Origin of the sequence: Paractinoplanes bogorensis, from assembly GCF_018829635.1 — a bacterium.
In the GTDB taxonomy this organism is placed as follows: domain Bacteria; phylum Actinomycetota; class Actinomycetes; order Mycobacteriales; family Micromonosporaceae; genus Actinoplanes; species Actinoplanes bogorensis.
In genome coordinates this window covers 363805-385566 of the sequence record NZ_JAHKKG010000009.1, presented here as the reverse complement: position 1 = coordinate 385566, position 21762 = coordinate 363805, and the positions used below count along the sequence as shown (strand labels likewise).

Sequence of the window (21762 nt, the reverse complement as noted above, 5' to 3'; positions counted from 1 at the left end):
AACTGGCGGCGGTAGTCACGGCTGAGTTTGTGGACGGACTCACGGAACGGCCGGTGCGGGTGTCTGGCTGCGCGGGCGGGCGGGCTGGGTGGGGCCGCCGAGCTCGGGGCGGTACTCGCGGCTGACTGGTGGACAGATTCACGGAACGGCCGGTGCGGGCGGGCTGGGTGGGGCGCCGAGCTCGGGTGGTACTTGCGGCTGAATGGTGGACAGGCTCACGGAACGGCCGGTGCGGGTGACCGGTCGCGCAGGCGGGCTGCGTCTTGGCTGGGTGGGGCGCCGAACTGGCGGCGGTACTCGCGGCTGAACTGGGACGGACTGTCGTAGCCGACTCGGTGGCCTACGCCGGTTATGTCGGTTGGGCGGGCGGCCAGCAGAAGGCGCGCCTGCTGGAGGCGGATCTGCTTTTGGAACTGGATCGGGCTCATCGCGGTGACCGCCTGGAAGTTGCGGTAGAACGCGGACGCGCTCATCCCGGCCCGTCGCGCCACGTCGTCGACGCGGAATGACTCGCGGTAGTTGTCGCGGATCCACTGCACGGCCTGGGCCACGTGGGACAGGCTGCTGTCGGTCAGGCCCAGTTGCCGTACGGCCGCGCCCTGCTCGCCGCTGACCAGGCGCCACAGGATCTCGCGGCGGATCAGGGGTGCCACCACCGGAATGTCGCGCGGGGTCTCCAGCAGTCGCACCATGCGGACTGCGGCGTCGATCAGCTCGGCGGGAGCGTCACTGACCGCGATCGCGGACGGCGAACCGGTGGCTGCGGGTAGCGAGCCGGCCGGAGCTTCGAGCAGCAGCGCGGCGATCTCGGCCGGGTCGAGCACGAGCCCGAAACCGAGGGCCGGCGCCTCCGTGTAATGGCCGGTCACCGGCAGGTCGATCGAGGCGACGAGGTATTGCCCGGCCCGATATTCGTATACGCGGTCGCCGAGCGCGAGCGTCTTGGCCCCCTGCGCGATGAGGGCGAGCACAGTCCCGGACATCGAGGTGCTTTCCTCGTACGCCCGTTCCGCCCGCCCGATCAGCATCCCGTCGATCGCCGTGGTGCTACCGGATCGGGCGTGCCGGTTGAGGAGTGCGCGCAACTCGTCCACGAGACCAGCCTGCTCGCGATGGGAGTAATAGGCAAGTGAGAGCCAGTCTCGTTCTACTCGAAAATCCCACGAGCTGCTCGAATAGAAGCAACGAAATGACGGCGTACGGGAAAAGGGGTTGGATCATGCGAGTCGGAATCGTGGTCGGGGGCAGCTCGGGCATCGGGCAGGCGACGGCGGTGCAGCTGGCGCGGCGCGGCGTGGGCGTGATCGTCACCTACAGCGGCAATCCGAGCGGGGCCCGCGACACCGTGGCGCTGGTCGAGAAGGAGGGTGGGACGGCGGTCGCGTTCCGGCTCGACGTCGGGCGGACCGAGGAGTTCCCGGCGTTCCGCGAGCAGGTCGCGGCCGCGCTGCGCGACAACTGGCAGCGTGACTCGTTCGACTATCTGGTCAACAGTGCGGGGTTCGGCGGGATGGCGATGTTCGCCGACGTGACCGAGGAGTTGTTCGACCGGTTCCTGCGGGTGCTGCTCAAGGGGCCGTACTTCCTCACCCAGGCGCTGTTGCCGCTGCTCACCGACGGTGGCGCGATCGTCAACGTCAGCAGCAACTCGGCGCTGCCGTCGGGGGCGGCCGACGCCGGATACACGGCCTACGCGGCGATGAAGGGCGGGCTCAACGTGTGGACCCGGGTGCTGGCCAAGGAACTCGCCGTCCGCGGGATCCGGGTCAACGCGGTCTCGCCCGGCCCGACCCGCACCCGGCTGGCCGATGCCGACGGCGTGGTGGGCTTCGACGCGTACCCGGAAATGATTCCGATTCTGGCCGGGCAGACGGCGCTGGGCCGGCTCGGCGAACCCGACGACGTGGGGGCGGCGATCGTCGCGCTGCTCGGCGACGAGAGCCGGTGGATCACCGCCCAGAACGTCGAGGTGTCAGGCGGATTCGGGCTCTAGCGCCTGGTCCAGCGCGGCGACGTCGGCCGTGGACAGCTCCCACGATCCGGCTGCCGCGTTGGCGTGCGCCTGCTCGGCCGTCGTCGCGCCCGCGATCACGCTGGTCACGGCCGGACGAGCGGCCAGGCCGGCGATCGCCACGTCGAGCAGGCTGTGGCCGCGTGCGGCGCCGAACGCGGTGAGCGCCTCGATGGTGTCCCAGTCGGCACCGTCGAGCCAGCGCTGGTAGCGGGGCAGCGACAACCGGGTGCCCGGCGTGGGTGCCGAGCCGCGGCTGTACTTACCGCTGAGCAGACCCGAGTCGAGCGGGAAGAACGGCAGCAGGCCCAGCCCGAACTGCTCGCAGGCGGGCACGACCTCCTTCTCGACCTCGCGGTGGAGCAGGCTGTACTGGTTCTGCGCGCTGATGAACGGGGTGTGGCCGGCCGCCCGGGCGGTCCAGTCGGCGTCGGCGATCTGCCAGCCGGCGAAGTTCGAGTTGCCCAGATAGCGCACCTTGCCCGAACGCACCAGGTCGTCGAGGGCGGCCAGCGTCTCGTCGATCGGGGTCAGCGGGTCGGGTTCGTGCATCTGGTACAGGTCGATGTAGTCGGTCTCGAGCCGGCGTAGCGACGACTCGACCGCGCGGACGATGTAGCGGCGCGACCCGCGGGCGCCGAAGTCGTTGCCGTTGAGGCCGGACACGTCGAGCCCGAACTTGGTCGCCAGCACCACCTCGTCGCGACGGCCCTTGAGTGCCGCACCCAGGCATTCCTCGGAGGCGCCGGCCGGCTCGCCGTAGCGGTCGGCGGTGTCGAACAGCGTGATCCCGGCGTCGAACGCCGCGTCCACGACCTCGCGCGTGCCGTCGGCGTCCAGCTTGCGGCCGAAGTTGTTGCAGCCGATGCCGACGACGGAGACGACCAGGCCCGAGGTGCCCAGCCGCCGATAGCTCATCTCACTCATGCGCTCGACCCTATGCCCGTTCGGGCCGACGTTTGCCCGGGACCGCGCGACATCGGCAAGCGTCTATTGACACAAGTCGGAAACAAATCCGACTCTCTCTGAGAGCGCTCTCCCCGTTCCCCCCTTCAGCGGAAGGTGTTCCCCCGTGCGTACCCTCCTGCGAACCCTGGTCGCAGCGGCCCTGGCCATACCGGCCGCGGTCGCGGTCTCCCCACCCGCGGCCCAGGCCATCGGCCCGAACATCCTGCCCGTCACCGTCTCCAACAACACCGGTCGCGGCGACGCGGTGTACCTCTACGTCATCGGCATCCAGCTGTCGTCCGGCCGGCTTGGCTACGTCAACCAGGGCGGCACGTTCACCGCGTGGAGCGGCGGCGCCAACCCGCCCGCACCCGCCCCGGACGTGGCCATCAACGCCGCCGGGAACGGAGGCTCGACGACGATCAACTTCCCGCGCGGGTTCTCCGGGCGCGTGTACTTCTCGCTCGGCCAGAAGCTCAAGTTCTTCCTCACTCCGGACGGCCTGGTGCAGCCGGCGCCGTGGGCCGGTGGTGACTCCAACCGCGACATCCTGTTCGACTGGAGCGAGTTCACCTACAACGACGCCGGCCTGTGGCTGAACAGCTCGCAGGTCGACATGTTCGCGGTGCCGCACGCGGTCTCGGTGACCGGGGCGGGCGGGGCCACGAAGCGTACGGGTGACCTGGTCGCCAACGGGCGCGACAACATTTTCGCCGCGCTCCGCAACGCCGGTCTGGGTAACACCATCTATGCCCGGTCGGACGGCACCGTGCTGCGGGCCCTCGCACCCGGCAAGGCGGCGGGCGCGGGCCTGATGAGCACGACGTATCTGGACTCCTATATCGCGTCGGCCTGGAACGCGTACACCGGGAAGAATTTGACCGTTGTTCCGTTCGGCGACCAGCCCAACGTGCGGTACACCGGTCGGACCTCGGGCAACGTCATGCGCTTCACGAACTCGTCGGGCGCGCAGGTGGCGTCGTTCAACCGGCCGTCGTCCTCCTCGGTCTGGGGCTGCGACGGCGACCTGCCGGCCCCCAACGACCAGGTCGTCGGACCCATTTCCCGTACGCTGTGCGCCGCCCTCAACCGCGGCACGCTGGGCACCATCGACACGCAGCCGAGCACCAACGCGGCCGACTTCTACAAGAACAACCCGACCAACGTGTACGCCAAGGCGGTCCACGCGAACATGCAGGACGGCAAGGCCTACGCGTTCGCCTTCGACGACGTCGGCGCGTTCGAGTCGCTCGTGCACGACGGCGACCCGCGCTCGGCCGGCATCCACCTGACGCCGTTCACCGGTGGGGGCACGACCAACCCGCCGCCGTCCACGGGCGGTGTGCCGGTGATCAGCTCGCTCAACAACAAGTGCATCGACGTGCCGAGCTCCAACTTCGTCGACAGCGCGCCGCTGCAGATGTGGACCTGCAACAACACCGCCGCCCAGAAGTGGAACTTCACCGGCGGGACGCTGCAGGCCGGCGGCAAGTGCATGGACGTGCAGGCCGCGGGCACCGGCAACGGCACGCCGATCCAGCTCTACACCTGCAACGGGACGGCGGCCCAGCAGTTCGTGCTGAGCGGCGCCGGTGACCTGGTCAACCCCCAGGCCAACCGGTGTGTCGACATCAAGGAGGTCAACCCCAACGACGGGGCGCGCCTGCACCTGTGGGACTGCGTCGGCGCCGCCAACCAGAAGTGGCGCAAGGGCTGAGTCGTGTCGGCGGCTCCACCATGGACTCTCGTGGTGGGGCCGCCTTTTTAAGATCAAGACCGTTTCCCCGTACGCTTCCACGCGTGATCTTTCTCGGAGGCGGCGGCAGTGAGTCCGACGAGTCGCAGTTGTGGGATTCGCTCTTCGTCCCCGGTCAGCGTGTCGTCGTGTGGCCCTATGCGATGCCGCCGGCCGACCGGGCCGCGGTCGTCTCGTGGTTCCGCGATGCGCTCGCACCTCGGGGCACCTTTACGGTCACCGACTCCTTGCCGGGTGCTGACGTCCTCGTCATCCCCGGCGGCAACACGTACGACCTGCTCGCGGCCGTGCGCTCGCGCCTCCCCGCCCTGTCGGCGTTTCTGCAGGCCGGCGGGCACGTCTACGGCGGCAGCGCGGGCGCGATCCTGCTGGGCGCCGACATCGACATCGCCGGCATCCTCGACCCGAACGACATCGGCCTGACCGACACGACCGGCGCCGACCTGCTCGCCGGCCACGTCGTCTACCCGCACTACACCCCCGACCAGGAGACGACGGCCGCCGAGTGGGCCGCCGGCCACAACGTGAACGTGCTGGCGATCCCCGAAACGTCCGGCGTCATCGTCGACGGTGTCGAGGCCCGAAACGCCGGCCCCGCCACCGTCCACGTCTTCACCCCCGGCGCCCACCTCACGTACGAGTCTGGCGTTTCCTGGCGGCTCACCACCTGACACGGCTCATTCGGTTCGGGCTTGTGCTTGTGCCCCCGAGCGGCTCAGCCGGTCATGGCGTCGGGTCGAACGGCTGCGTGCCGGTGTCGGGGTCCCAGCGCGCGGCCAACGGCATCAGATCGGTGATCCGGACGCTGCGAATCCCCTGATCAGTAGGCAGAATGACGCGGATCCCGGTGTGGTAGTCGAAGAGGATCTGACGGTCACGCCCGCACGGCCCGACCGGCCCCCGATTGAAGTTGCCGACCGCGACGATGGTCGTGAACTCCCGCCCACCCGACGCGCGCGCGTTCCCGAGCGCGACCAGTTCGGCACAGGGCCCGCCGAGGAAGTGGTAGAGGTTGATCCCGCCGAACATCCGCCCGTCGGCCTCCCGCACCGCGGCGCCCATCGTGTGCACCCCGAACTCGCCGTCGGTGTTGGCGTCCACGATCCCGCGCGCGAACTCGACCAGCTCGAGATCCTCCGCGACCAGCTCACGCATCTCCACGCGCAGATCTTAGTTTGTTGCCCTGGTACGGATCCTAGGCGTCCGGGGGTGTGGCCAGGTCTCGGTAGGCGGGGCGCAGCAGGTCGACCAGGGGGATGTGGCGGACCCGGATCGGAGGGGCGTCGAGCGCTCGCAGCAGCAACTCGGGCGGCGCGATGATGCGGGACGGGCGTTCGCGCAGGCGGCTCAGGCTGATCGCGGGTGTGTAGAAGTCGGCCAGGCGGTCATCCAAAGAGGACTCTTCCACCGCGAGCGGGTCGACCGTGGGTGTGGGCTCGGGCGTGCCCCGCAAAGCGTCGAGCAGGGCCTCCCGCGGGCGGCCGCGCCAGGCCAGCACCAGGAACGGGTCGTCGTCGAAGGCCTCGGCCAGCACGTAGAGCACCGCGGACCCGTGCTTGCAGGGCACGCCCCAATCAGGACAGTTGCAACAAATGTCCAAATTGCTCGGAAAGAGGGGGGCCTCGTGCGCGGCGAACAGGTCGACGATCTCGTGCGGCATCTCGCCCGCCAGCAGCGCGGCCCGATAGAGCGCCTGCGTGCCCAGCGCCTCGGTCAACTCGGTCCACAATGTCTCGTCGAACACCGCGATGTCGATCGTGACCTCGTACGGCTGCGGCCGGGAACCCTGCACCCGGCCGGTGACCCGGCCCGCCGTCAGCGTGAAGTCCATGACCTGGCCCTTACGCGCGTACGCCCGTCCGCGCGCCAGCCGCCCACCGTCGCAGACCTGCTCGAGCACGTCGACGAACTTGCGGGACCACCAGCTGCCGCCGATCTGCCCCCGTTTCGCGCGTACGGCGATGCCACCCTCGACCTCGATCGGCCGGCCGCCCTCGAAGAACCGTCCCTCGCGATCGATCGGCATGTCAGCGCACCGCCGCCGGGTCGAGCGCGAACAGTTCGCGCAGCTGATCGGTGTTGAGGTCGGTGATCCAGTCTTCGCCGGTGCCGACCACGGACGAGGCCAGTGCCTTCTTTCGTTCGATCATCGCGTCGATCTTCTCCTCGAGCGTCCCCGTGCAGATGAACTTGCGGACCTGCACGTTGCGCGACTGTCCGATGCGGAACGCGCGGTCAGTCGCCTGATCTTCGACGGCCGGGTTCCACCACCGGTCAAAGTGGACGACGTGGTTGGCCGCGGTCAGGTTGAGGCCGGTGCCGGCGGCTTTGAGCGACAGCAGGAACAGCATCGGCTCGTCGTCGGTCTGGAACCGCTCGACCATCTCGTCACGCTTGGCCTTCGACAGTCCACCGTGGAGCCACAGCACCGGCCGGTCGAGGTGCGCGGCCAGGTAGGGCTGCAGCAGTGAGCCCCATTCCGCGTACTGCGTGAAGATCAGTGCCTTGTCGCCTTCCTCGATGATCTCTTCGGCGAGTTCCTCGAGGCGGGCCAGCTTGCCCGAGCGGCCGGGCAGGCGTGAGCCGTCTTTGAGCAGGTGGGTGGGGTGGTTGCAGACCTGTTTGAGCTTGGTCATGGCGGCCAGCACGTTGCCCCGCCGCTGGATGCCCTCGCTGCTCGAGATCGTCTCCATCATGTCTTCGACCACGGCCTGATAGAGCGTCCCCTGCTCGGGGGTGAGCGTGCACCAGACCTTCATCTCGTTCTTCTCGGGCAGGTCCGAGATGATCGACTTGTCGGTCTTGAGGCGCCGCAGCACGAACGGGCCGGTCGCCCGTTTCAGGGCGGCCGCGGCGTCTTCGTCCTGTCGCACCTCGATCGGTTCCTGGAAGCGGCGGCGGAACTTCTTGACCGGTCCGAGCAGGCCGGGGTTGGTGAAGTCCATGATGGACCACAGTTCGGCCAGGTGATTTTCGACGGGCGTGCCGGTCAGGGCGAGACGGGTGCGAGCGGGAAATGCGCGTACGGCCTGGGACTGTCTCGTGCCACTGTTTTTGATCGCCTGCGCCTCGTCGCACGCGACGCGTCCCCAGTGGACACTGCGCAACGTCTCCAGGTCACGGACGGCCGTTCCGTACGTCGTGACCACAAGATCGGCATCGCGAACCGCTGCGTCGAAATCGGCGCCGCGCCGGCGGGTGCCGCCGTGGTGCACGTAGACCCGCAGGCTCGGCGCGAACCGGCCCGCCTCCTTGAACCAGTTGCTCACCAGAGACATAGGACAGATAAGCAGTGTCGGCGCGACCGGAGTCGCGTTCCCGGTCCGCTCGGCCAGCAGCAGCGACAGGGTCTGCGCGGTCTTGCCCAGACCCATGTCGTCGGCCAGGATGCCGCCCAGGCCCAGGCGCGACAGGAAGTGCAGCCAGGACAAACCGCGTTCCTGGTACGGCCGTAGGGTGCCCTGGAACGTCGGCGGCGTCGGCACCAGGTCGAGTCGATCGGCCGCCTGCCCGGAGAGCAGATCGCCGAGCATCCCGTCGGCGTCGACCTCGACCAGCGGCAGGTCCTCCTCGCCGCCGTCCATCACCTGCTGCAGCACCTCGCCGGCGGTGAGCTCGCCCTCGCGGCGCTTACCGACCGCCTTGAGCGCGGCCTTGAGCTGGCGGTCGTCGAGTTCGACCCATTGCCCGCGTACGCGAACCAGCGGCACCTTGAGCCGGGCCAGCTCGGCCAGTTCCTCGGCGGTCACCACGCCGTCGCCGATCACCAGGTCGAGCTGGAAGCTGACCAGGTCGTCGAGCCCGAACCCGGAATCGGCCACGGCCCGCGACGCGCTGCCCTTCTTCGACTTCGACCGGGTGGTCAGCTTGAGGCCGACGCCCTTGCGCCCGGCCCAGGACGGCAACTGCACGCCGAACCCGGCCGCCTGCAGCAGTGGTGCCGCCTGACGCAGGAACTCGTGCGCCTCGCCGGTGTCGATCTCGAGGCTCGCCGGCTCCTGCTCCTGGAGGGCCAGGTGGAGCAGGGGGAACAGACGCATGGCCCGCCCGAGCCCGGCCAGCAACGTCTCGTCGGGCCGAGGGGGCAGCCCCGGGAACCGTCCGCCCTCCCAGATGTCGGCCGCGGCCAGATAGAGGCTCGGGTCTTCGGCCGACTGCAGCGCGAACTCCAGACCCCACAGGTCGGACCCGACCTCGGGCTCGCTGAGCCGGAAGCTGACCCGGATCGGCCCGTTCGCCTCGTGGGCCGCCCGCAGCCATTCGTCGAGCGCCGCCCGCAGCTCCCGCTCCTCGGCCGGCTTGGCGCCGGGCAGCGTGGGGTCGTCGGCGGTGAGGGCCGCGATCCACCGGTCGGGCAGCGGCGCCTTGGGCCCGGCGCGGTGGCCGATCAGGATGCGCTCGGGCATGACCGTGCGGGCGGCCCTGTCGACGAGGGTGGCCAGCGCATCGCGCAGCGTGTCGGCCACGCCGCGGCCGGTGGCCCGGACCACGGCGGGCATGGCCGTGGCGAAGTCGCGATAGGTGGCGGCGTCGGCACCCGTGATGACCGGCCGCCAACGGGCGGTGGCCACGCCCGCCTCGGTGACCAGTTGGGGCAGCATGCGCCCGCGGCGGGCCAGGTCGAAGGCGTGTGCCGTGAGCACGCTCAGATAGCGCAGGGAGGAGCCGGCCAGCCAGGAGTCGCCGGGATCGGCCAGCGCGGCCAGAGCCTCGAGAGCGGCGTCGCCCGGCACCAGCAGCACCGGCACCGACCACTCGGACAGCCGGACGCCGCGGCTCGCCGACTCGACCCCGGTGTCCGGCGAGGGCACCGGGCCGCCGGCCGAGCTGGGCAGCCGCAGCGTCAGGAGCCCCTCGACGGCCTGGTCGAGCGCGTCAGTAGCCAGCTCACGGAGCAGCGCATCGGAGCCGGCGGCGAACGGGTGTTGCCGCCGCTGCGCCCGCGAACGGGTCGTCGACGGAAGATCTGGATCTTCGGCCCAGAGCGCGAGCTGACCCGGCCGGTCCGTGCCCGGGACCCAGCCGCCATGCACGACGAGCACACCCACCCCCTGAAAAGTTCGCGTCGAGACTAACGACCGCCGAGGCCGAGCTGATACTCCGTACATGTTACGGCGTAAATTCCCCGACTCCGGTCGCGGAGTGCTCATCGCCACGCAACCGGCCGACTGACGCCTGGGGAGCGGGGGACGTAATCTCGACTACGTGACGGCGAACCCGGAGATCGACAGCATCCTGCAGCGAGCCGCCGACGGCGGGCGGATCACCCCCGACGAGGCGCTGCTCATCTATACGGAGGCGCCGTTCCACGCGCTGGCCGAGGCTGCCGACACGGTGCGCCGCCGTCGTTATCCCGACGGCATCGTCACGTACCTGATCGATCGCAACATCAACTACACGAACGTCTGCGTCACGGCCTGCAAATTCTGTGCCTTCTTCCGGGCACCCAAGCACGCCGAGGGCTGGTCCCACCCGATGGAAGAGATCCTGCACCGCTGCGGCGAGGCGGTCGATCTCGGCGCCACCCAGGTGATGCTGCAGGGCGGCCACCACCCCGACTTCGGCGTGGAGTACTACGAAAATCTCTTCTCGTCCGTCAAGCAGGCGTATCCGCAGCTGGCGATCCACTCGATCGGCCCGTCCGAGATCCTGCACATGGCCAAGGTCTCCGGAGTCTCGATCGAAGACGCCGTGATCCGGATCAAGGCGGCCGGGCTCGACTCGATCGCCGGCGCCGGGGCCGAGATGCTGCCCGACCGCCCGCGCAAGGCGATCGCCCCGCTCAAGGAGAGCGGCGCCCGCTGGCTCGAGGTGATGACGGTCGCGCACCGCCACGGCCTCTCGTCGACCGCGACGATGATGATGGGCACCGGCGAGACGCACGCCGAGCGCATCGAGCACATCCGCATGATCCGCGACGTGCAGGACAAGGCCGTCGCCAACGGCTACCGCGACGACGCGATCGAGACCTCTCATGAGGTGGGTGGCTTCCGCGCCTTTATTCCGTGGACCTACCAGCCGGAAAACAACCACCTCAAGGGCCGCACGCAGGCCACGAGCATGGAATACCTGCGGTTCCTGGCCATGTCGCGGCTGTTCTTCGACAACTTCGCCCACCTGCAGGCGTCCTGGCTGACCACGGGCAAGGACGTCGGCCAGCTCGCGCTGCACCTGGGCGTCGACGATCTGGGCTCGATCATGCTCGAGGAAAACGTGATCTCCTCGGCCGGCGCCAAGCACCGGTCCAACCTGCACGACCTGATCTGGATGATCCGTACGGCCGACCGCACCCCGGCCCAGCGCGACACCCTCTACCGCCACCTGGCCGTCCACCACACCCCGGCCGACGACCCGACCGATGAGCGTGTCACGTCCCACTTCTCGTCGATCGCGATTCCGGGCGGCGGCGTCGGCCGCACCCAGTTGCCGTTGGTGGAAGCTTCCTGAGAGGGCTCTTCGGCGGCTTCCGGCTGACCGTTCGGTCAGGTACCCCTCCCCGAACTGGGGAGGGTGGGTATCTCCTTCGTAACGAGGGACGTGAACCTCTGTTGCCAGTGTTCCGGCCCTGGTTACGGTGCTTCGCGTAAGGCCTGAGAACTTCCTGACGCAGAGCCGGGAGCTCCACTCCTGGTGATGGTCGCGGACCCGACCGATGGCGGTCGTATATATAACGCACAAGGAAACGGGCGGGATGGGTGACCATCCCGCCCGTTCTGTGTTTCCGGCTTCAGTCCGCTTCTGGGTGGCGGGCGGGGCGGTTGGATGGAGTGAGAGAGTTGGTCTCGTGACGCGCGCAGACCTGGACAAGCAGCCGCACGAGGTCGCCGAGATGTTCGACGGCGTGGCCGAGCGGTACGACCTGACCAACACCGTGCTCGCCTTCGGGCAGGACCGCGGCTGGCGGCGTGCCACCCGCGCGGCCCTGGGGCTGCGGCCGGGTGAGCGGGTGCTCGACGTGGGCGCCGGCACCGGTGTCTCGACCGACGAGTTGGGACGCTCGGGCGCGTTCGCGGTCGGCGCCGACCTCTCCACCGGCATGCTGCGTGCCGGTCGCCGCGTCCGGCCGCAGGTCCCGCTGGTCGCCGGTGACGCGTTGAAGCTGCCGTTCGCCGACGAGACGTTCGACGCGGTCACCATCTCGTTCGCCATCCGCAACGTCGTCGACGTCGAGGGCGCGCTGCGCGAACTCGCCCGGGTCACCCGGCCCGGCGGGCGGCTGGTCATCTGCGAGTTCAGCAGCCCGACCAACAAGGCGTTCCACACCGTCTACATGCAATATCTGATGCGCTCGCTGCCCGAGGTCGCCCGCCGTGTGTCGAGCAACCCGGAGGCGTACGTCTATCTCGCCGAGTCGATCCGGGCCTGGCCCGACCAGCCGGCGCTGGCCGCCCGGATCGCCGCGGCCGGCCCGTGGAGCCGGATCGGCTGGCGCAATTTGACCGGGGGAGTGGTGGCGCTCCACCGCGCGACCAAGGCCGCCTGACCTGTGGCGGGCCGGGCGCACGGGCGTACGGGAAGGCCTAAAGAGGGATAAAAAAGGCTTTTACCACGAAAAGCCGCACGGCCTGTTTGGCTCGGGTCATGACGACCTTCGGGCATCTCGAAGACACCGACATCGACATCGCGATCGACGAGCGCGACGCCGGCGAGCGTCGCGGCATGGAGCTGGCGACCCGGCTCCGGATGGTCGCCGCCGAAGACCCTGACCTGGCTCAGGAGCTGGTCGACAACCTGATCGTGGCGCTGGACCAGGCCATGGGCGGCAACTTCCGTGACTACCTCGACGGTGACGCGCGGCAGGCGGCCGACCGGGTGCTCACGCAGCGCGATTCATCCAGCCGAAACAGTTAGGGTTCCCTAACCCGAACGACCTTCAATGGCCGTCCTAGACTCCGACTTGGGCGTGCTTGTGAACTGTTTCACGAGCCGCTGCGAGACGGAGGTGTGGTGTGCGCAACCAAGTACCATCCGGACGAATAGCCGACGAGGCTGATGTCATAGTCGTCGGCGCGGGTCCGGGCGGATCCGCGGCGGCCTATCACATGGCTCGGCACGGGCTCAGAGTCCTGCTGCTGGAGAAGACCGAGTTCCCGCGCGAGAAGGTCTGCGGCGACGGGCTCACCCCGCGCGCCGTCCGCCAGCTCGTCCGGATGGGCGTCGACACCTCGGAAAAGGCCGGCTGGCTGCAGAACAAGGGTCTGCGGGTGATCGGTGGGGGCGTACGGCTGGAACTGGACTGGCCCGATCTGGCCAGCTTCCCCAACTACGGCCTGGTGCGGACGCGGCTCGACTTCGACGACATGCTGGCCAAGCGGGCCGTCGAGGCGGGTGTCGTGCTGCACACCAACACCAATGTGACCGGTCCGGTGCTCGACGAGGACGGGCACGCGATCGGCGTCGAGGCCAAGGTGGGCCCGGGCAAGGAGCCGGTCGAGTTCCGCGCGCCGCTCGTGGTCGCCGCCGACGGCGTCTCCGGCAAGCTCCCGATCGCGATGGGTCTGACCAAGCGCGACGACCGCCCGCTCGGGGTGGCCGTCCGGCGCTATTACCACTCGCCGGTCCGCGCCGACGACGATTACCTCGAATCGTGGCTCGAGCTGCGCAGCGCCAAGAACCGCGACGTCCTGCTGCCCGGCTACGGCTGGATCTTCGGCATGGGCGACGGCCGGGTGAACGTGGGCCTGGGCATCCTGAACAGCTCCGACGCGTTCGGCAAGACCAACTACCGCACGCTGCTGACTGACTGGCTGGCCGGGACGCCGGCCGACTGGGGCATGCGCGACGAGTCCAACGCGGACGGGCCGATCCTGGGGGCCGCCCTGCCGATGGGGTTCAACCGGGTGCCGCACTACACGCGTGGCCTGATGCTGGTCGGTGACTCGGGCGGCATGGTCAACCCGATGAACGGCGAGGGCATCGCCTACGCGATGGAGAGCGGCGAGCTGGCGGCCGAGGTCGCGGTTCAGGCGCTCGCGCGCCCGGCCGGGGCCGACCGCGAGCGGGCTCTCCGGGCGTACCCGTCGGAACTGAGTTTGCGGTTCGGCGGTTATTACCGTCTCGGTGGCGTATTCGTGAAGTTGATCGGGAACCCTCAGATCATGCGGATCGCCACCAAGCACGGGATGCCGCACCCGATGCTGATGCGGTTCGTTCTGAAACTGCTGGCCAACCTCACGGACCCGCGTGGGGGCGACAGCATGGACCGGATCATCAACGGTCTGACGAAGATCGCGCCGGCGGTATGAGCACCCCGCAGGCAAGTCGGATAATTCGGACGAATAGTGTGAACCGACTGAGTCTCCCCGCAGCGGAAAACCGAAAGAAACTAAACCGGGTAGTCGAGCAGGAGAATCAATGACGGTCAACCCATATGTCCCGATCGTCGGGTTGCTGATCCTCGGCGCGCTCTTCGCGTTGTTCTCGGTGTCGATCGCGCCCATCGTCGGCCCACATCGCTACAACCGCGCCAAACTCGACGCGTACGAGTGCGGAATCGAGCCGGCGCCGCAGCCGGTCGGGGGCGGCCGCTTCCCGGTCAAGTTCTATCTGACCGCGATGCTCTTCATCATCTTCGACATCGAGACCATCTTCCTGTACCCGTGGGCCGTCTCCTTCGGAGCGCTCGGCCTGTTCGGGTTCGTCGAGATGGTCCTCTTCATCCTCACCGTCTTCATCGCCTACACCTATGTGTGGCGACGCGGCGGACTCAACTGGGACTGATTCGCCATGGGTATCGAAGAGAAACTCCCTGCCGGGATCCTGCTCACCTCCGTCGAGAAGCTCTCGAACTGGGCGCGTAAGTCCTCGTTCTGGGGCGCGACCTTCGGTCTGGCCTGCTGCGCCATCGAGATGATGGCGGCCGGCGGCCCGCACTACGACCTGGGCCGCTGGGGCATGGAGGTCTTCCGGGCCTCGCCCCGCCAGGCCGACCTGATGATCGTCGCGGGCCGGGTGAGCCAGAAGATGGCGCCCGTCGTCCGCCAGATCTACGACCAGATGCCCGAGCCGCGCTCGGTGATCTCGATGGGCGTGTGCGCCTCGTCCGGCGGCATGTTCAACAACTACGCGATCGTGCAGGGCGTCGACCACATCGTGCCGGTCGACATCTACCTGCCCGGCTGCCCGCCGCGGCCCGAGATGCTGATCGACGCCATCCTCAAGATGCGCGAGAAGGTCATGGCGGCCCCGCTCGGCCCGAACGGCAAGAAGATGCTCGAGGCGCGCAAGGCCGAGGGCAAGATGCCGATCGTCGCCCCGGGCGCGATGCCGTCGTCGTACCGGGTCGACAAGGTCCGGCGTGCGGAGTGGACCCAGGCGGTCAAGGAAGGCCGCGAGGAACAGCTCCGCATCGAGAACTGGATGAAGCTTCAGCCGCACCTCCGGGAGGACGGCAAGTGAGTATCGAACCCACCAGCCCCGAGGGCGCCAACCTCGGTGCCCCGGCCCAGGTGCCGTCGAGCCCACAGAAGGGCATGTTCGGTATCACCGGCACCGGTGACGTGTCCGGCTTCGGTGGCCTGGTTCGCCCGCGCCACGAGGTGGTCGGCACGCCGAAGCCCTACGGCGGGTACTTCGACGAGGTCACCGACGCGCTCGAGGAGGCGTACCCGGGATTCGCCGACGCCATCGAGAAGGTGGTCGTCGACCGGGACGAACTGACGCTGCACATCGTGCCCGAGCGCCTCGCCGAGGTCGCGCAGATCATGCGGGACGACGAGTCGCTGCGGTTCGAGCTGTGCTCGTCGGTCTCCGGCGTGGACTACCTCAACAGCGACGCCCGCCGGCTGCACGTGACCTACCACCTGGCCTCGATGACCTACCGGCGGCGCGTACGGCTCGAGGTCGCCGTGCCGGTGGGCGGCAGCGTCCCGACCGTCACCAGCGTCTACCCGACCGCCGACTGGCAGGAGCGGGAGACGTACGACATGTTCGGGGTGATCTTCACGGGTCACCCGAACCTGACGCGGGTGCTCATGCCGGACGACTGGGAGGGCCACCCCCAGCGCAAGGACTACCCGCTCGGCGGCGTGCCCGTCGAGTACAAGGGCGCCGAGATTCCGCCTCCTGACCAGCGGAGGGTCTACCAATGACACAGTCCGGATACGCAAGCGAGCGCGAGACCACCGAGGGCCGGGTCTTCACGGTCACCGGCGGCGACTGGGACACCGTCACCGGCAGCATCGACCCGCTGAGCAACGAGAAGATCGTCGTCAACATGGGTCCGCAGCACCCGTCCACGCACGGCGTGCTGCGGCTGGTGCTGGAACTCGAGGGCGAGACGGTCACCGAGGTCCGGCCGGTCGTCGGCTACCTGCACACCGGTATCGAGAAGAACCTCGAATACCGCAACTGGACGCAGGGCACGACGTTCGTGACCCGCGCCGACTACCTGGCGCCGCTGTTCAACGAGGCCGGCTACTGCCTGGCGGTCGAGAAGCTGCTGGGCATCACCGACCAGATCACCGAGCGGGCCAACACGATCCGGGTGCTCTTCATGGAGCTCAACCGGATCTCGTCGCACCTGGTGTGGCTGGCCACCACGGGCATGGAGCTCGGCGCCATCTCGATGATGCTGTACGGCTTCCGCGAGCGTGAGTACATCCTCGACATCTTCGAGGAGACCAGCGGCCTGCGGATGAACCACGCGTACTTCCGCCCGGGCGGCGTGGCGCAGGACGTGCCGGAGTCGGCGATCAAGAAGATCCGCGACTTCCTGGTCTACCTGCCCAAGAAGCTCAAGGAGTACGAGGACATGCTCTCCGGCCAGATCATCTGGCAGGAGCGGACGAAGGGCGTCGCCGTTCTCGACGTCACCGGGTGCCTCGCCATGGGCGTCACCGGTCCCGTCCTGCGTGCCTCGGGCCTGGCCTGGGACCTGCGCAAGACGATGCCGTACTGCGGGTACGAGGACTACGAGTTCGACGTGCCGACCGCGACGACGGCCGACGTGTGGGGCCGGTACCAGGTGCGCCTGGCCGAGATCCGCGAGTCGCTCAAGATCGTGGAGCAGGCCCTCGACCGGCTCCGGCCCGGCCCGATCTTCGTGGCCGACAAGAAGATCGCCTGGCCCGCGCAGCTGGCGGTCGGGCTGGACGGCATGGGCAACTCGCTCGAGCACGTCGCCAAGATCATGGGCCAGTCGATGGAATCCCTGATCCACCACTTCAAGCTCGTGACCGAGGGCTTCCGGGTGCCGCCGGGCCAGGTCTACGTCGCGATCGAGCACCCGCGTGGTGAGCTGGGCGTGCACGCCGTCTCGGACGGTGGCACCCATCCCTACCGGGTCCACATGCGGGACCCGAGCTTCGTGAACCTCCAGGCCATCCCCGCGATGGCCGAAGGTGCGCTGCTGGCCGACGTGATCGCCGGCGGCGCGTCCCTGGACCCCGTGATGGGTGGGTGTGACCGCTAAATGTCCGATACCACGGTGGAACTGACCCCCGCCGCCGCCAAGCTCGCCGGTCTGCTGCCGCAGGCCCTCGAGATCATCGCCCGCTACCCGGCGGGGCGCAGCCGCTCGGCCCTGCTGCCGCTGCTGCACCTCGTTCAGACGGATGAAGGTTTCGTCAGCCCGACCGGCGTGGCCTTCTGCGCCGAAGTGCTGGGCATCAACAAGGCCCAGGTCGGCGCGGTCGCCACGTTCTACACCATGTACAAGCGCCGCCCGACCGGCGAATACCTGGTCAGCGTCTGCACCAACACGCTCTGCAACACGCTCGGCGGCCAGCAGGTCTACGACGAGCTGTCCGAGCACCTCGGCGTCGGGCACGACGAGACCACGGCCGACGGGCGGATCACGCTCGAGCACGCCGAATGCCTCGCGGCCTGCGACTACGCGCCGGTCGTGACGGTCAACTACGACTTCGCGATCGACGAGGCCACCCCGGAAGCCGCGGTCGGCATGGTCGACAAGCTGCGCAACGGCGAGGCGGTCACGCCCAGCCGGGGCGCGCGCGTCTGCTCGCTCAAGGAGATGCAGCTGCAGCTGGCCGGGTTCGCCGAACCGCGCGACGGTGCGGTCGCCGATGGCCTGGCCGGAGCGCCGACCCTGCGCGGCGTGACGCTGGCCCAGGAGCACGGCATCGCGGTCGCCGACTTCAACCCGGACACGCCGATCACCACCACGAAGCCGGCGCGCGAGGGCAAGACGACGCCCGCCAACCCGGCCGAGGCCGCCGGTGTGGCGTCCAACAAGCCCGCCGCCGACGCCAAGCCGGCCGGGGACAGCGTCGGTAACGAGGTGAAGAAGTGACTCAGCCACGGCGTGAGATTCTCGAGAAGCTGACCCCGGTGCTCACCAAGCGCTGGCTCTCGCCGGACGCCTGGAAGATCGGCGTCTACGAGCGGCTCGACGGCTACGCGGCCCTCCGCAAGGCCCTCGACGTCCACCCCGACGACCTGATCCAGCTGATCAAGGACTCGGGTCTGCGCGGCCGCGGCGGTGCGGGCTTCCCGACCGGTCTCAAGTGGGGCTTCATCCCGCAGGGCGACGGCAAGCCGCACTACCTCGTGATCAACGCGGACGAGGGCGAGCCGGGCACCTGCAAAGACCTGCCCCTGATGACGTACGACCCGCACTCGCTGATCGAAGGCGCGATCATCGCCTCGTACGCGATCCGCGCCAACCGGGCCTTCATCTACATCCGCGGTGAGGCCGTCCACGCCGCCCGCCGGCTGCGCAACGCGGTCGAGGAGGCGAAGGCCAAGGGTTACCTGGGCACGAACATCCTCGGCTCCGGCTTCGACCTGGAACTGATCGTGCACAGCGGTGCCGGCGCCTACATCTGCGGCGAAGAGACCGCGCTGCTCGACTCGCTCGAGGGCTTCCGCGGCCAGCCCCGGCTGCGCCCGCCCTTCCCGGCGATCGCGGGTCTCTACGCCAGCCCCACGGTGGTCAACAACGTCGGCACCATCGCCTCGGTGCCGTACATCGTGCTAGGCGGCCCGGCCTGGTGGAAGAGCATGGGCACGGAGAAGTCGTCCGGCCCGATGATCTATTCGCTGTCCGGCCGGATCGCCAACCCGGGCCAGTACGAGTGCGGCCTCGGCATCACCCTGCGCGAGCTGATCGAGATGGCCGGCGGCATGAAGCCCGGGCACAACCTGAAGTTCTGGACCCCGGGCGGATCGTCCACCCCGCTGCTCACGGCCGAGCACATCGACACCCCGATGGACTTCGAGGGGGTGGCCGCGGCCGGGTCGATCCTGGGCACCACGGCGATGCAGATCTTCAGTGACCAGGACTGCCCGGTCTATTCGACCTGGCGGTGGCTGGAGTTCTACCACCACGAGTCGTGCGGCAAGTGCACCCCGTGCCGCGAGGGCAACTACTGGATGGTGCGGACCTACCGCCGGATCCTCTCCGGTGAGGGCACGCTCTCCGACCTGGACACCCTCCAGGACACCGCCGACAACATCTTCGGCCGGTCGTTCTGTGGTCTCGGCGACGGCGCCGCGACCCCGGTGGTGTCGACGCTCAAGTACTTCCGCCAGGACTACCTGGACTACATCGAGGGCCGGACCGCTCCGCGGCTGTCCGCCAAGGCTCTGGTTGGAGCTCACTGATGACGGACGTAGCCAAGAAGACCGACACCGTCACGCTCACCATCGACGGCATCGAGGTCACCGCTGCGAAGGGCGAGCTGGTCATCCGGGTCGCCGAGCGGATGGGCATCGCGATCCCGCGCTTCTGCGACCACCCGCTGCTCGCCCCGGCCGGCGCCTGCCGCCAGTGCCTGGTCGACGTCGAGGGCCAGCGCAAGCCGGTCGCCTCGTGCACCCAGACCGTGGCCGAGGGGATGGTGGTGCGTACGCAGCTCACCTCCGAGGTCGCGGCCAAGGCGCAGGGCGGCGTGATGGAGCTGCTCCTGGCGAACCACCCGCTGGACTGCCCGACCTGCGACAAGGGCGGCGAGTGCCCGCTGCAGAACCAGGCGATGACCAACGGACGGTCCGACTCGCGCTTCAAGGAGCACAAGCGCGAGTACGAGAAGCCGATCCACATCTCCAGCCAGGTGCTGCTCGACCGCGAGCGCTGCATCCTGTGCCAGCGCTGCACCCGGTTCTCCGAAGAGATCGCCGGCGACAAGTTCATCGACCTGATGGACCGCTCGTCGGGCGAGCAGATCAACGTCTACCGGGACGACTTCTTCGGCGGTACGGGCACCGGGGACGGCCAGGTCGGCGAGGGCGAGGGTGACGTCGCCTTCAACTCGTACTTCTCCGGCAACACGATCCAGATCTGCCCGGTCGGCGCGCTGACCGGCGAGCAGTACCGGTTCCGCGCCCGCCCGTTCGACCTGGTCTCCACGCCCACCACCTGCGAGCACTGCGCGGGCGGCTGCTCGATGCGGGCCGACCACCGCCGGGGCAAGGTGCTGCGCCGCCTGGCCGGTGACGACCCGGCGGTGAACGAGGAGTGGAACTGCGACAAGGGTCGCTGGGGCTTCCAGTATCAGACCGCCTCCGACCGGATCATGACGCCGCAGCTGCGTGACCCGGCGACCGGTCAGCTGCGCGAGGCGTCCTGGAGCGAGGCCCTGCTGGCCGCGGCCGAAGGTCTCAAGGCGGCGACCGGCAACGGCGGCGTCGGGGTGCTGGCCGGTGGCCGGCTCACGGTGGAGGACGCGTACGCGTACGCGAAGTTCGCCCGGGTCGCCCTCGGCACCAACGACATCGACTTCCGGGCCCGCCCGCTCAGCGCCGAGGAGGCCGACTTCCTGGCCTCGTCGGTCGCCGGCATCTCCGACGTCACCTACACCGACGTCGAGAACGCCCCGTCGGCGGTGATTGCGGGCCTCGAGCCCGAGGAGGAGAGCGGCATCCTCTTCCTGCGGCTGCGCAAGGGTCACCTGCGCAAGAAGCTGCAGGTCACGGCGGTTGCCCCGTTCCTCACCCGCGGCTTCGACAAGATGGGCGCGGCACTGGTCGCGACCGTACCCGGCGACGAGGCCCGGGTGCTGGCCGAAGACCCGGCGGTCGCCGCGGCGCTGACCGCGCCCGGTTCGCTGCTGATCATCGGCGAGCGCCTGGCCACCGTGCCGGGTGCCCTGTCGGCGGCGGCGGCTCTGGCCGCGCGGACCGGAGCCCGCCTGGCCTGGGTGCCCCGCCGCGCCGGGGACCGGGGTGCGATCGACGCCGGCTGCCTGCCCAACCTGCTGCCCGGTGGCCGTCCGGTGAGCGACCCGGCGGCCCGGGCCGAGATCTCGCTGGCCTGGGACCTCGAAGCGGGCGGGCTGCCCAGCGCGCCCGGCCGCGACACCGACGCGATCGTCGCCGCGGCCGCCGCCGGTCAGCTCGGTGGCCTGCTGGTCGGCGGCGTCGACCCGGGTGACCTGGCCGACCCGCGACTGGCCGAGCAGGCGCTCGACAACGCCGGCTTCGTGGTCAGCCTCGAGCTGCGGCAGAGCGCGGTCACCCGCCGCGCCGACGTGGTGCTCCCGATCGCTCCGGCGGCCGAGAAGGCCGGCACCTACCTCAACTGGGAGGGCCGGCTGCGGTCCTTCGGCGTGGTGCTCCCGACCACGGCGATGACCGACGGCCGCGTGCTCGAGGCGATCGCCGCGCTGATGGAGGTCTCACTAGGCACCGGGGACGTGATGGCGATCCGCCGCGAGCTGGGCGCCATGCCGGCCAGCAAGGCGCCTCGCCCGTCGGCCCCCGCGGTCGCCGCGGAGACCCGGCCCGAGCCCGGCGAGCACGAGGCCGTGCTCGCGACCTGGCACCACGCGATCGACAACAGCTCGCTGCTCGACGGCGACCCGGTCCTGGCCGGCACCGCGCGGCCGCCGGTGGCGCGGATCGGCAAGGACCTGGCCGAGTCGCTGGGCGTGGTCGACGGTGACGCGATCACCGTCGGCACCGACCGCGGCGCGATCACCCTGCCGGCCGCGGTCACCGACCTGCCGGCCCGTGTGGTGTGGCTGCCCACCAACTCGCCCGGCTCGTCCGTCGGACGCAGCCTCGGCGTCACCGCGGGTGCGGTCGTCCGGCTCTCCGCCGGTTCGACCGGCCCGATCCTCGCGGCCTCGGAGGCCTCGGCATGACC

Annotated in this window: 19 protein-coding genes; 14 read left to right on the top strand and 5 right to left on the bottom strand. The window is 69.4% G+C overall.

Annotated elements, in window-relative coordinates; genetic code table 11:
• Positions 1–215: 215 nt before the first annotated feature.
• Positions 216–1094, bottom strand: a complete 879-nt coding sequence (locus KOI35_RS29835) for an AraC family transcriptional regulator (protein WP_308121211.1) — start codon at positions 1092–1094, stop codon at positions 216–218.
• A gap of 125 nt (positions 1095–1219) precedes the next feature.
• Here KOI35_RS29835 and KOI35_RS29830 point away from each other — a divergent pair, with 125 nt between their 5' ends.
• Entirely contained in the window at positions 1220–1993 is a 774-nt protein-coding gene (locus tag KOI35_RS29830; RefSeq protein WP_215791950.1) for an SDR family NAD(P)-dependent oxidoreductase, read from the top strand.
• Here the strand turns inward: KOI35_RS29830 and KOI35_RS29825 are convergent.
• The gene (locus KOI35_RS29825; RefSeq protein ID WP_438870629.1) at positions 1973–2938 is read right to left on the bottom strand and encodes an aldo/keto reductase; all 966 of its coding nucleotides are present in this window, start codon (positions 2936–2938) and stop codon (positions 1973–1975) included. The genes KOI35_RS29830 and KOI35_RS29825 overlap by 21 nt on opposite strands.
• Before the next feature lie 145 nt (positions 2939–3083).
• Between KOI35_RS29825 and KOI35_RS29820 the strand changes: the two genes are divergently transcribed.
• Together KOI35_RS29820 and KOI35_RS29815 are read left to right on the top strand one after the other, a co-directional pair.
• On the top strand, positions 3084–4676 hold the full coding sequence (locus KOI35_RS29820; protein WP_215791949.1) for a beta-1,3-glucanase family protein: 1593 nt from the start codon (positions 3084–3086) through the stop codon (positions 4674–4676).
• Between the two features lie 83 nt (positions 4677–4759).
• Positions 4760–5386, top strand: a complete 627-nt coding sequence (locus KOI35_RS29815) for a Type 1 glutamine amidotransferase-like domain-containing protein (RefSeq protein ID WP_215791948.1) — start codon at positions 4760–4762, stop codon at positions 5384–5386.
• A 52-nt stretch (positions 5387–5438) separates the two neighbouring features.
• Here the strand turns inward: KOI35_RS29815 and KOI35_RS29810 are convergent, their stop codons facing one another.
• Genes KOI35_RS29810 through KOI35_RS29800 form a run of 3 tightly spaced genes read right to left on the bottom strand, consistent with a single transcriptional unit; the run spans position 5439 to position 9757 of the window.
• On the bottom strand, positions 5439–5876 hold the full coding sequence (locus KOI35_RS29810; RefSeq protein WP_215791947.1) for a cytidine deaminase family protein: 438 nt from the start codon (positions 5874–5876) through the stop codon (positions 5439–5441).
• A 34-nt stretch (positions 5877–5910) separates the two neighbouring features.
• The gene (locus KOI35_RS29805) at positions 5911–6741 is read right to left on the bottom strand and encodes an SWIM zinc finger family protein (protein WP_215791946.1); all 831 of its coding nucleotides are present in this window, start codon (positions 6739–6741) and stop codon (positions 5911–5913) included.
• Between the two features lies 1 nt (position 6742).
• The gene (locus KOI35_RS29800; RefSeq protein ID WP_215791945.1) at positions 6743–9757 is read right to left on the bottom strand and encodes a DEAD/DEAH box helicase; all 3015 of its coding nucleotides are present in this window, start codon (positions 9755–9757) and stop codon (positions 6743–6745) included.
• Positions 9758–9920: 163 nt separating this feature from the next.
• On the opposite strand from KOI35_RS29800, the gene mqnC reads away from it, so the two are divergent.
• The 11 genes from mqnC to KOI35_RS29745 all read left to right on the top strand — a co-directional run bounded on the left by mqnC (position 9921) and on the right by KOI35_RS29745 (position 21760).
• Positions 9921–11162: a cyclic dehypoxanthinyl futalosine synthase gene (mqnC, locus tag KOI35_RS29795; protein ID WP_215791944.1), complete on the top strand. Its 1242-nt coding sequence runs from the start codon at positions 9921–9923 to the stop codon at positions 11160–11162.
• Positions 11163–11499: 337 nt separating this feature from the next.
• Positions 11500–12198 carry a demethylmenaquinone methyltransferase gene (locus KOI35_RS29790; protein ID WP_308121210.1) on the top strand — a complete coding sequence of 233 codons (699 nt, stop codon included), beginning with the start codon at positions 11500–11502 and terminating at the stop codon, positions 12196–12198.
• 98 nt (positions 12199–12296) lie between these two features.
• Positions 12297–12566, top strand: a complete 270-nt coding sequence (locus KOI35_RS29785; protein WP_215791942.1) for a hypothetical protein — start codon at positions 12297–12299, stop codon at positions 12564–12566.
• A 98-nt stretch (positions 12567–12664) separates the two neighbouring features.
• Positions 12665–13960 carry a geranylgeranyl reductase family protein gene (locus tag KOI35_RS29780; protein ID WP_215791941.1) on the top strand — a complete coding sequence of 432 codons (1296 nt, stop codon included), beginning with the start codon at positions 12665–12667 and terminating at the stop codon, positions 13958–13960.
• Positions 13961–14069: 109 nt separating this feature from the next.
• Positions 14070–14435 carry an NADH-quinone oxidoreductase subunit A gene (locus KOI35_RS29775; RefSeq protein ID WP_215791940.1) on the top strand — a complete coding sequence of 122 codons (366 nt, stop codon included), beginning with the start codon at positions 14070–14072 and terminating at the stop codon, positions 14433–14435.
• A gap of 6 nt (positions 14436–14441) precedes the next feature.
• Positions 14442–15113 carry a NuoB/complex I 20 kDa subunit family protein gene (locus KOI35_RS29770; RefSeq protein ID WP_215791939.1) on the top strand — a complete coding sequence of 224 codons (672 nt, stop codon included), beginning with the start codon at positions 14442–14444 and terminating at the stop codon, positions 15111–15113.
• Entirely contained in the window at positions 15110–15805 is a 696-nt protein-coding gene (locus KOI35_RS29765) for an NADH-quinone oxidoreductase subunit C (RefSeq protein ID WP_215791938.1), read from the top strand. Before KOI35_RS29770 ends, KOI35_RS29765 begins: the two co-directional genes overlap by 4 nt.
• Positions 15802–17127: an NADH-quinone oxidoreductase subunit D gene (locus KOI35_RS29760; protein ID WP_215791937.1), complete on the top strand. Its 1326-nt coding sequence runs from the start codon at positions 15802–15804 to the stop codon at positions 17125–17127. Before KOI35_RS29765 ends, KOI35_RS29760 begins: the two co-directional genes overlap by 4 nt.
• Positions 17128–17148: 21 nt before the next feature.
• Positions 17149–17967, top strand: a complete 819-nt coding sequence (nuoE, locus tag KOI35_RS29755) for an NADH-quinone oxidoreductase subunit NuoE (protein ID WP_308121219.1) — start codon at positions 17149–17151, stop codon at positions 17965–17967.
• A complete protein-coding gene (nuoF, locus tag KOI35_RS29750) occupies positions 17964–19280 on the top strand; it encodes an NADH-quinone oxidoreductase subunit NuoF (RefSeq protein WP_215791935.1) in 1317 nt (438 codons plus the stop codon). Before nuoE ends, nuoF begins: the two co-directional genes overlap by 4 nt.
• Entirely contained in the window at positions 19280–21760 is a 2481-nt protein-coding gene (locus KOI35_RS29745; protein WP_215791934.1) for an NADH-quinone oxidoreductase subunit G, read from the top strand. Before nuoF ends, KOI35_RS29745 begins: the two co-directional genes overlap by 1 nt.
• Positions 21761–21762: the final 2 nt, after the last annotated feature.

Coding starts and splice junctions, on each gene's coding strand:
- KOI35_RS29760 (WP_215791937.1), top strand. CDS start 15,802: ATGACACAGTCCGGATACGCAAGCGAGCGCGAGACCACCGAGGGCCGG.
- KOI35_RS29775 (WP_215791940.1), top strand. CDS start 14,070: ATGACGGTCAACCCATATGTCCCGATCGTCGGGTTGCTGATCCTCGGC.
- KOI35_RS29785 (WP_215791942.1), top strand. CDS start 12,297: ATGACGACCTTCGGGCATCTCGAAGACACCGACATCGACATCGCGATC.
- KOI35_RS29805 (WP_215791946.1), bottom strand. CDS start 6,741: ATGCCGATCGATCGCGAGGGACGGTTCTTCGAGGGCGGCCGGCCGATC.
- KOI35_RS29770 (WP_215791939.1), top strand. CDS start 14,442: ATGGGTATCGAAGAGAAACTCCCTGCCGGGATCCTGCTCACCTCCGTC.
- KOI35_RS29745 (WP_215791934.1), top strand. CDS start 19,280: ATGACGGACGTAGCCAAGAAGACCGACACCGTCACGCTCACCATCGAC.
- KOI35_RS29825 (WP_438870629.1), bottom strand. CDS start 2,938: ATGAGTGAGATGAGCTATCGGCGGCTGGGCACCTCGGGCCTGGTCGTC.
- KOI35_RS29830 (WP_215791950.1), top strand. CDS start 1,220: ATGCGAGTCGGAATCGTGGTCGGGGGCAGCTCGGGCATCGGGCAGGCG.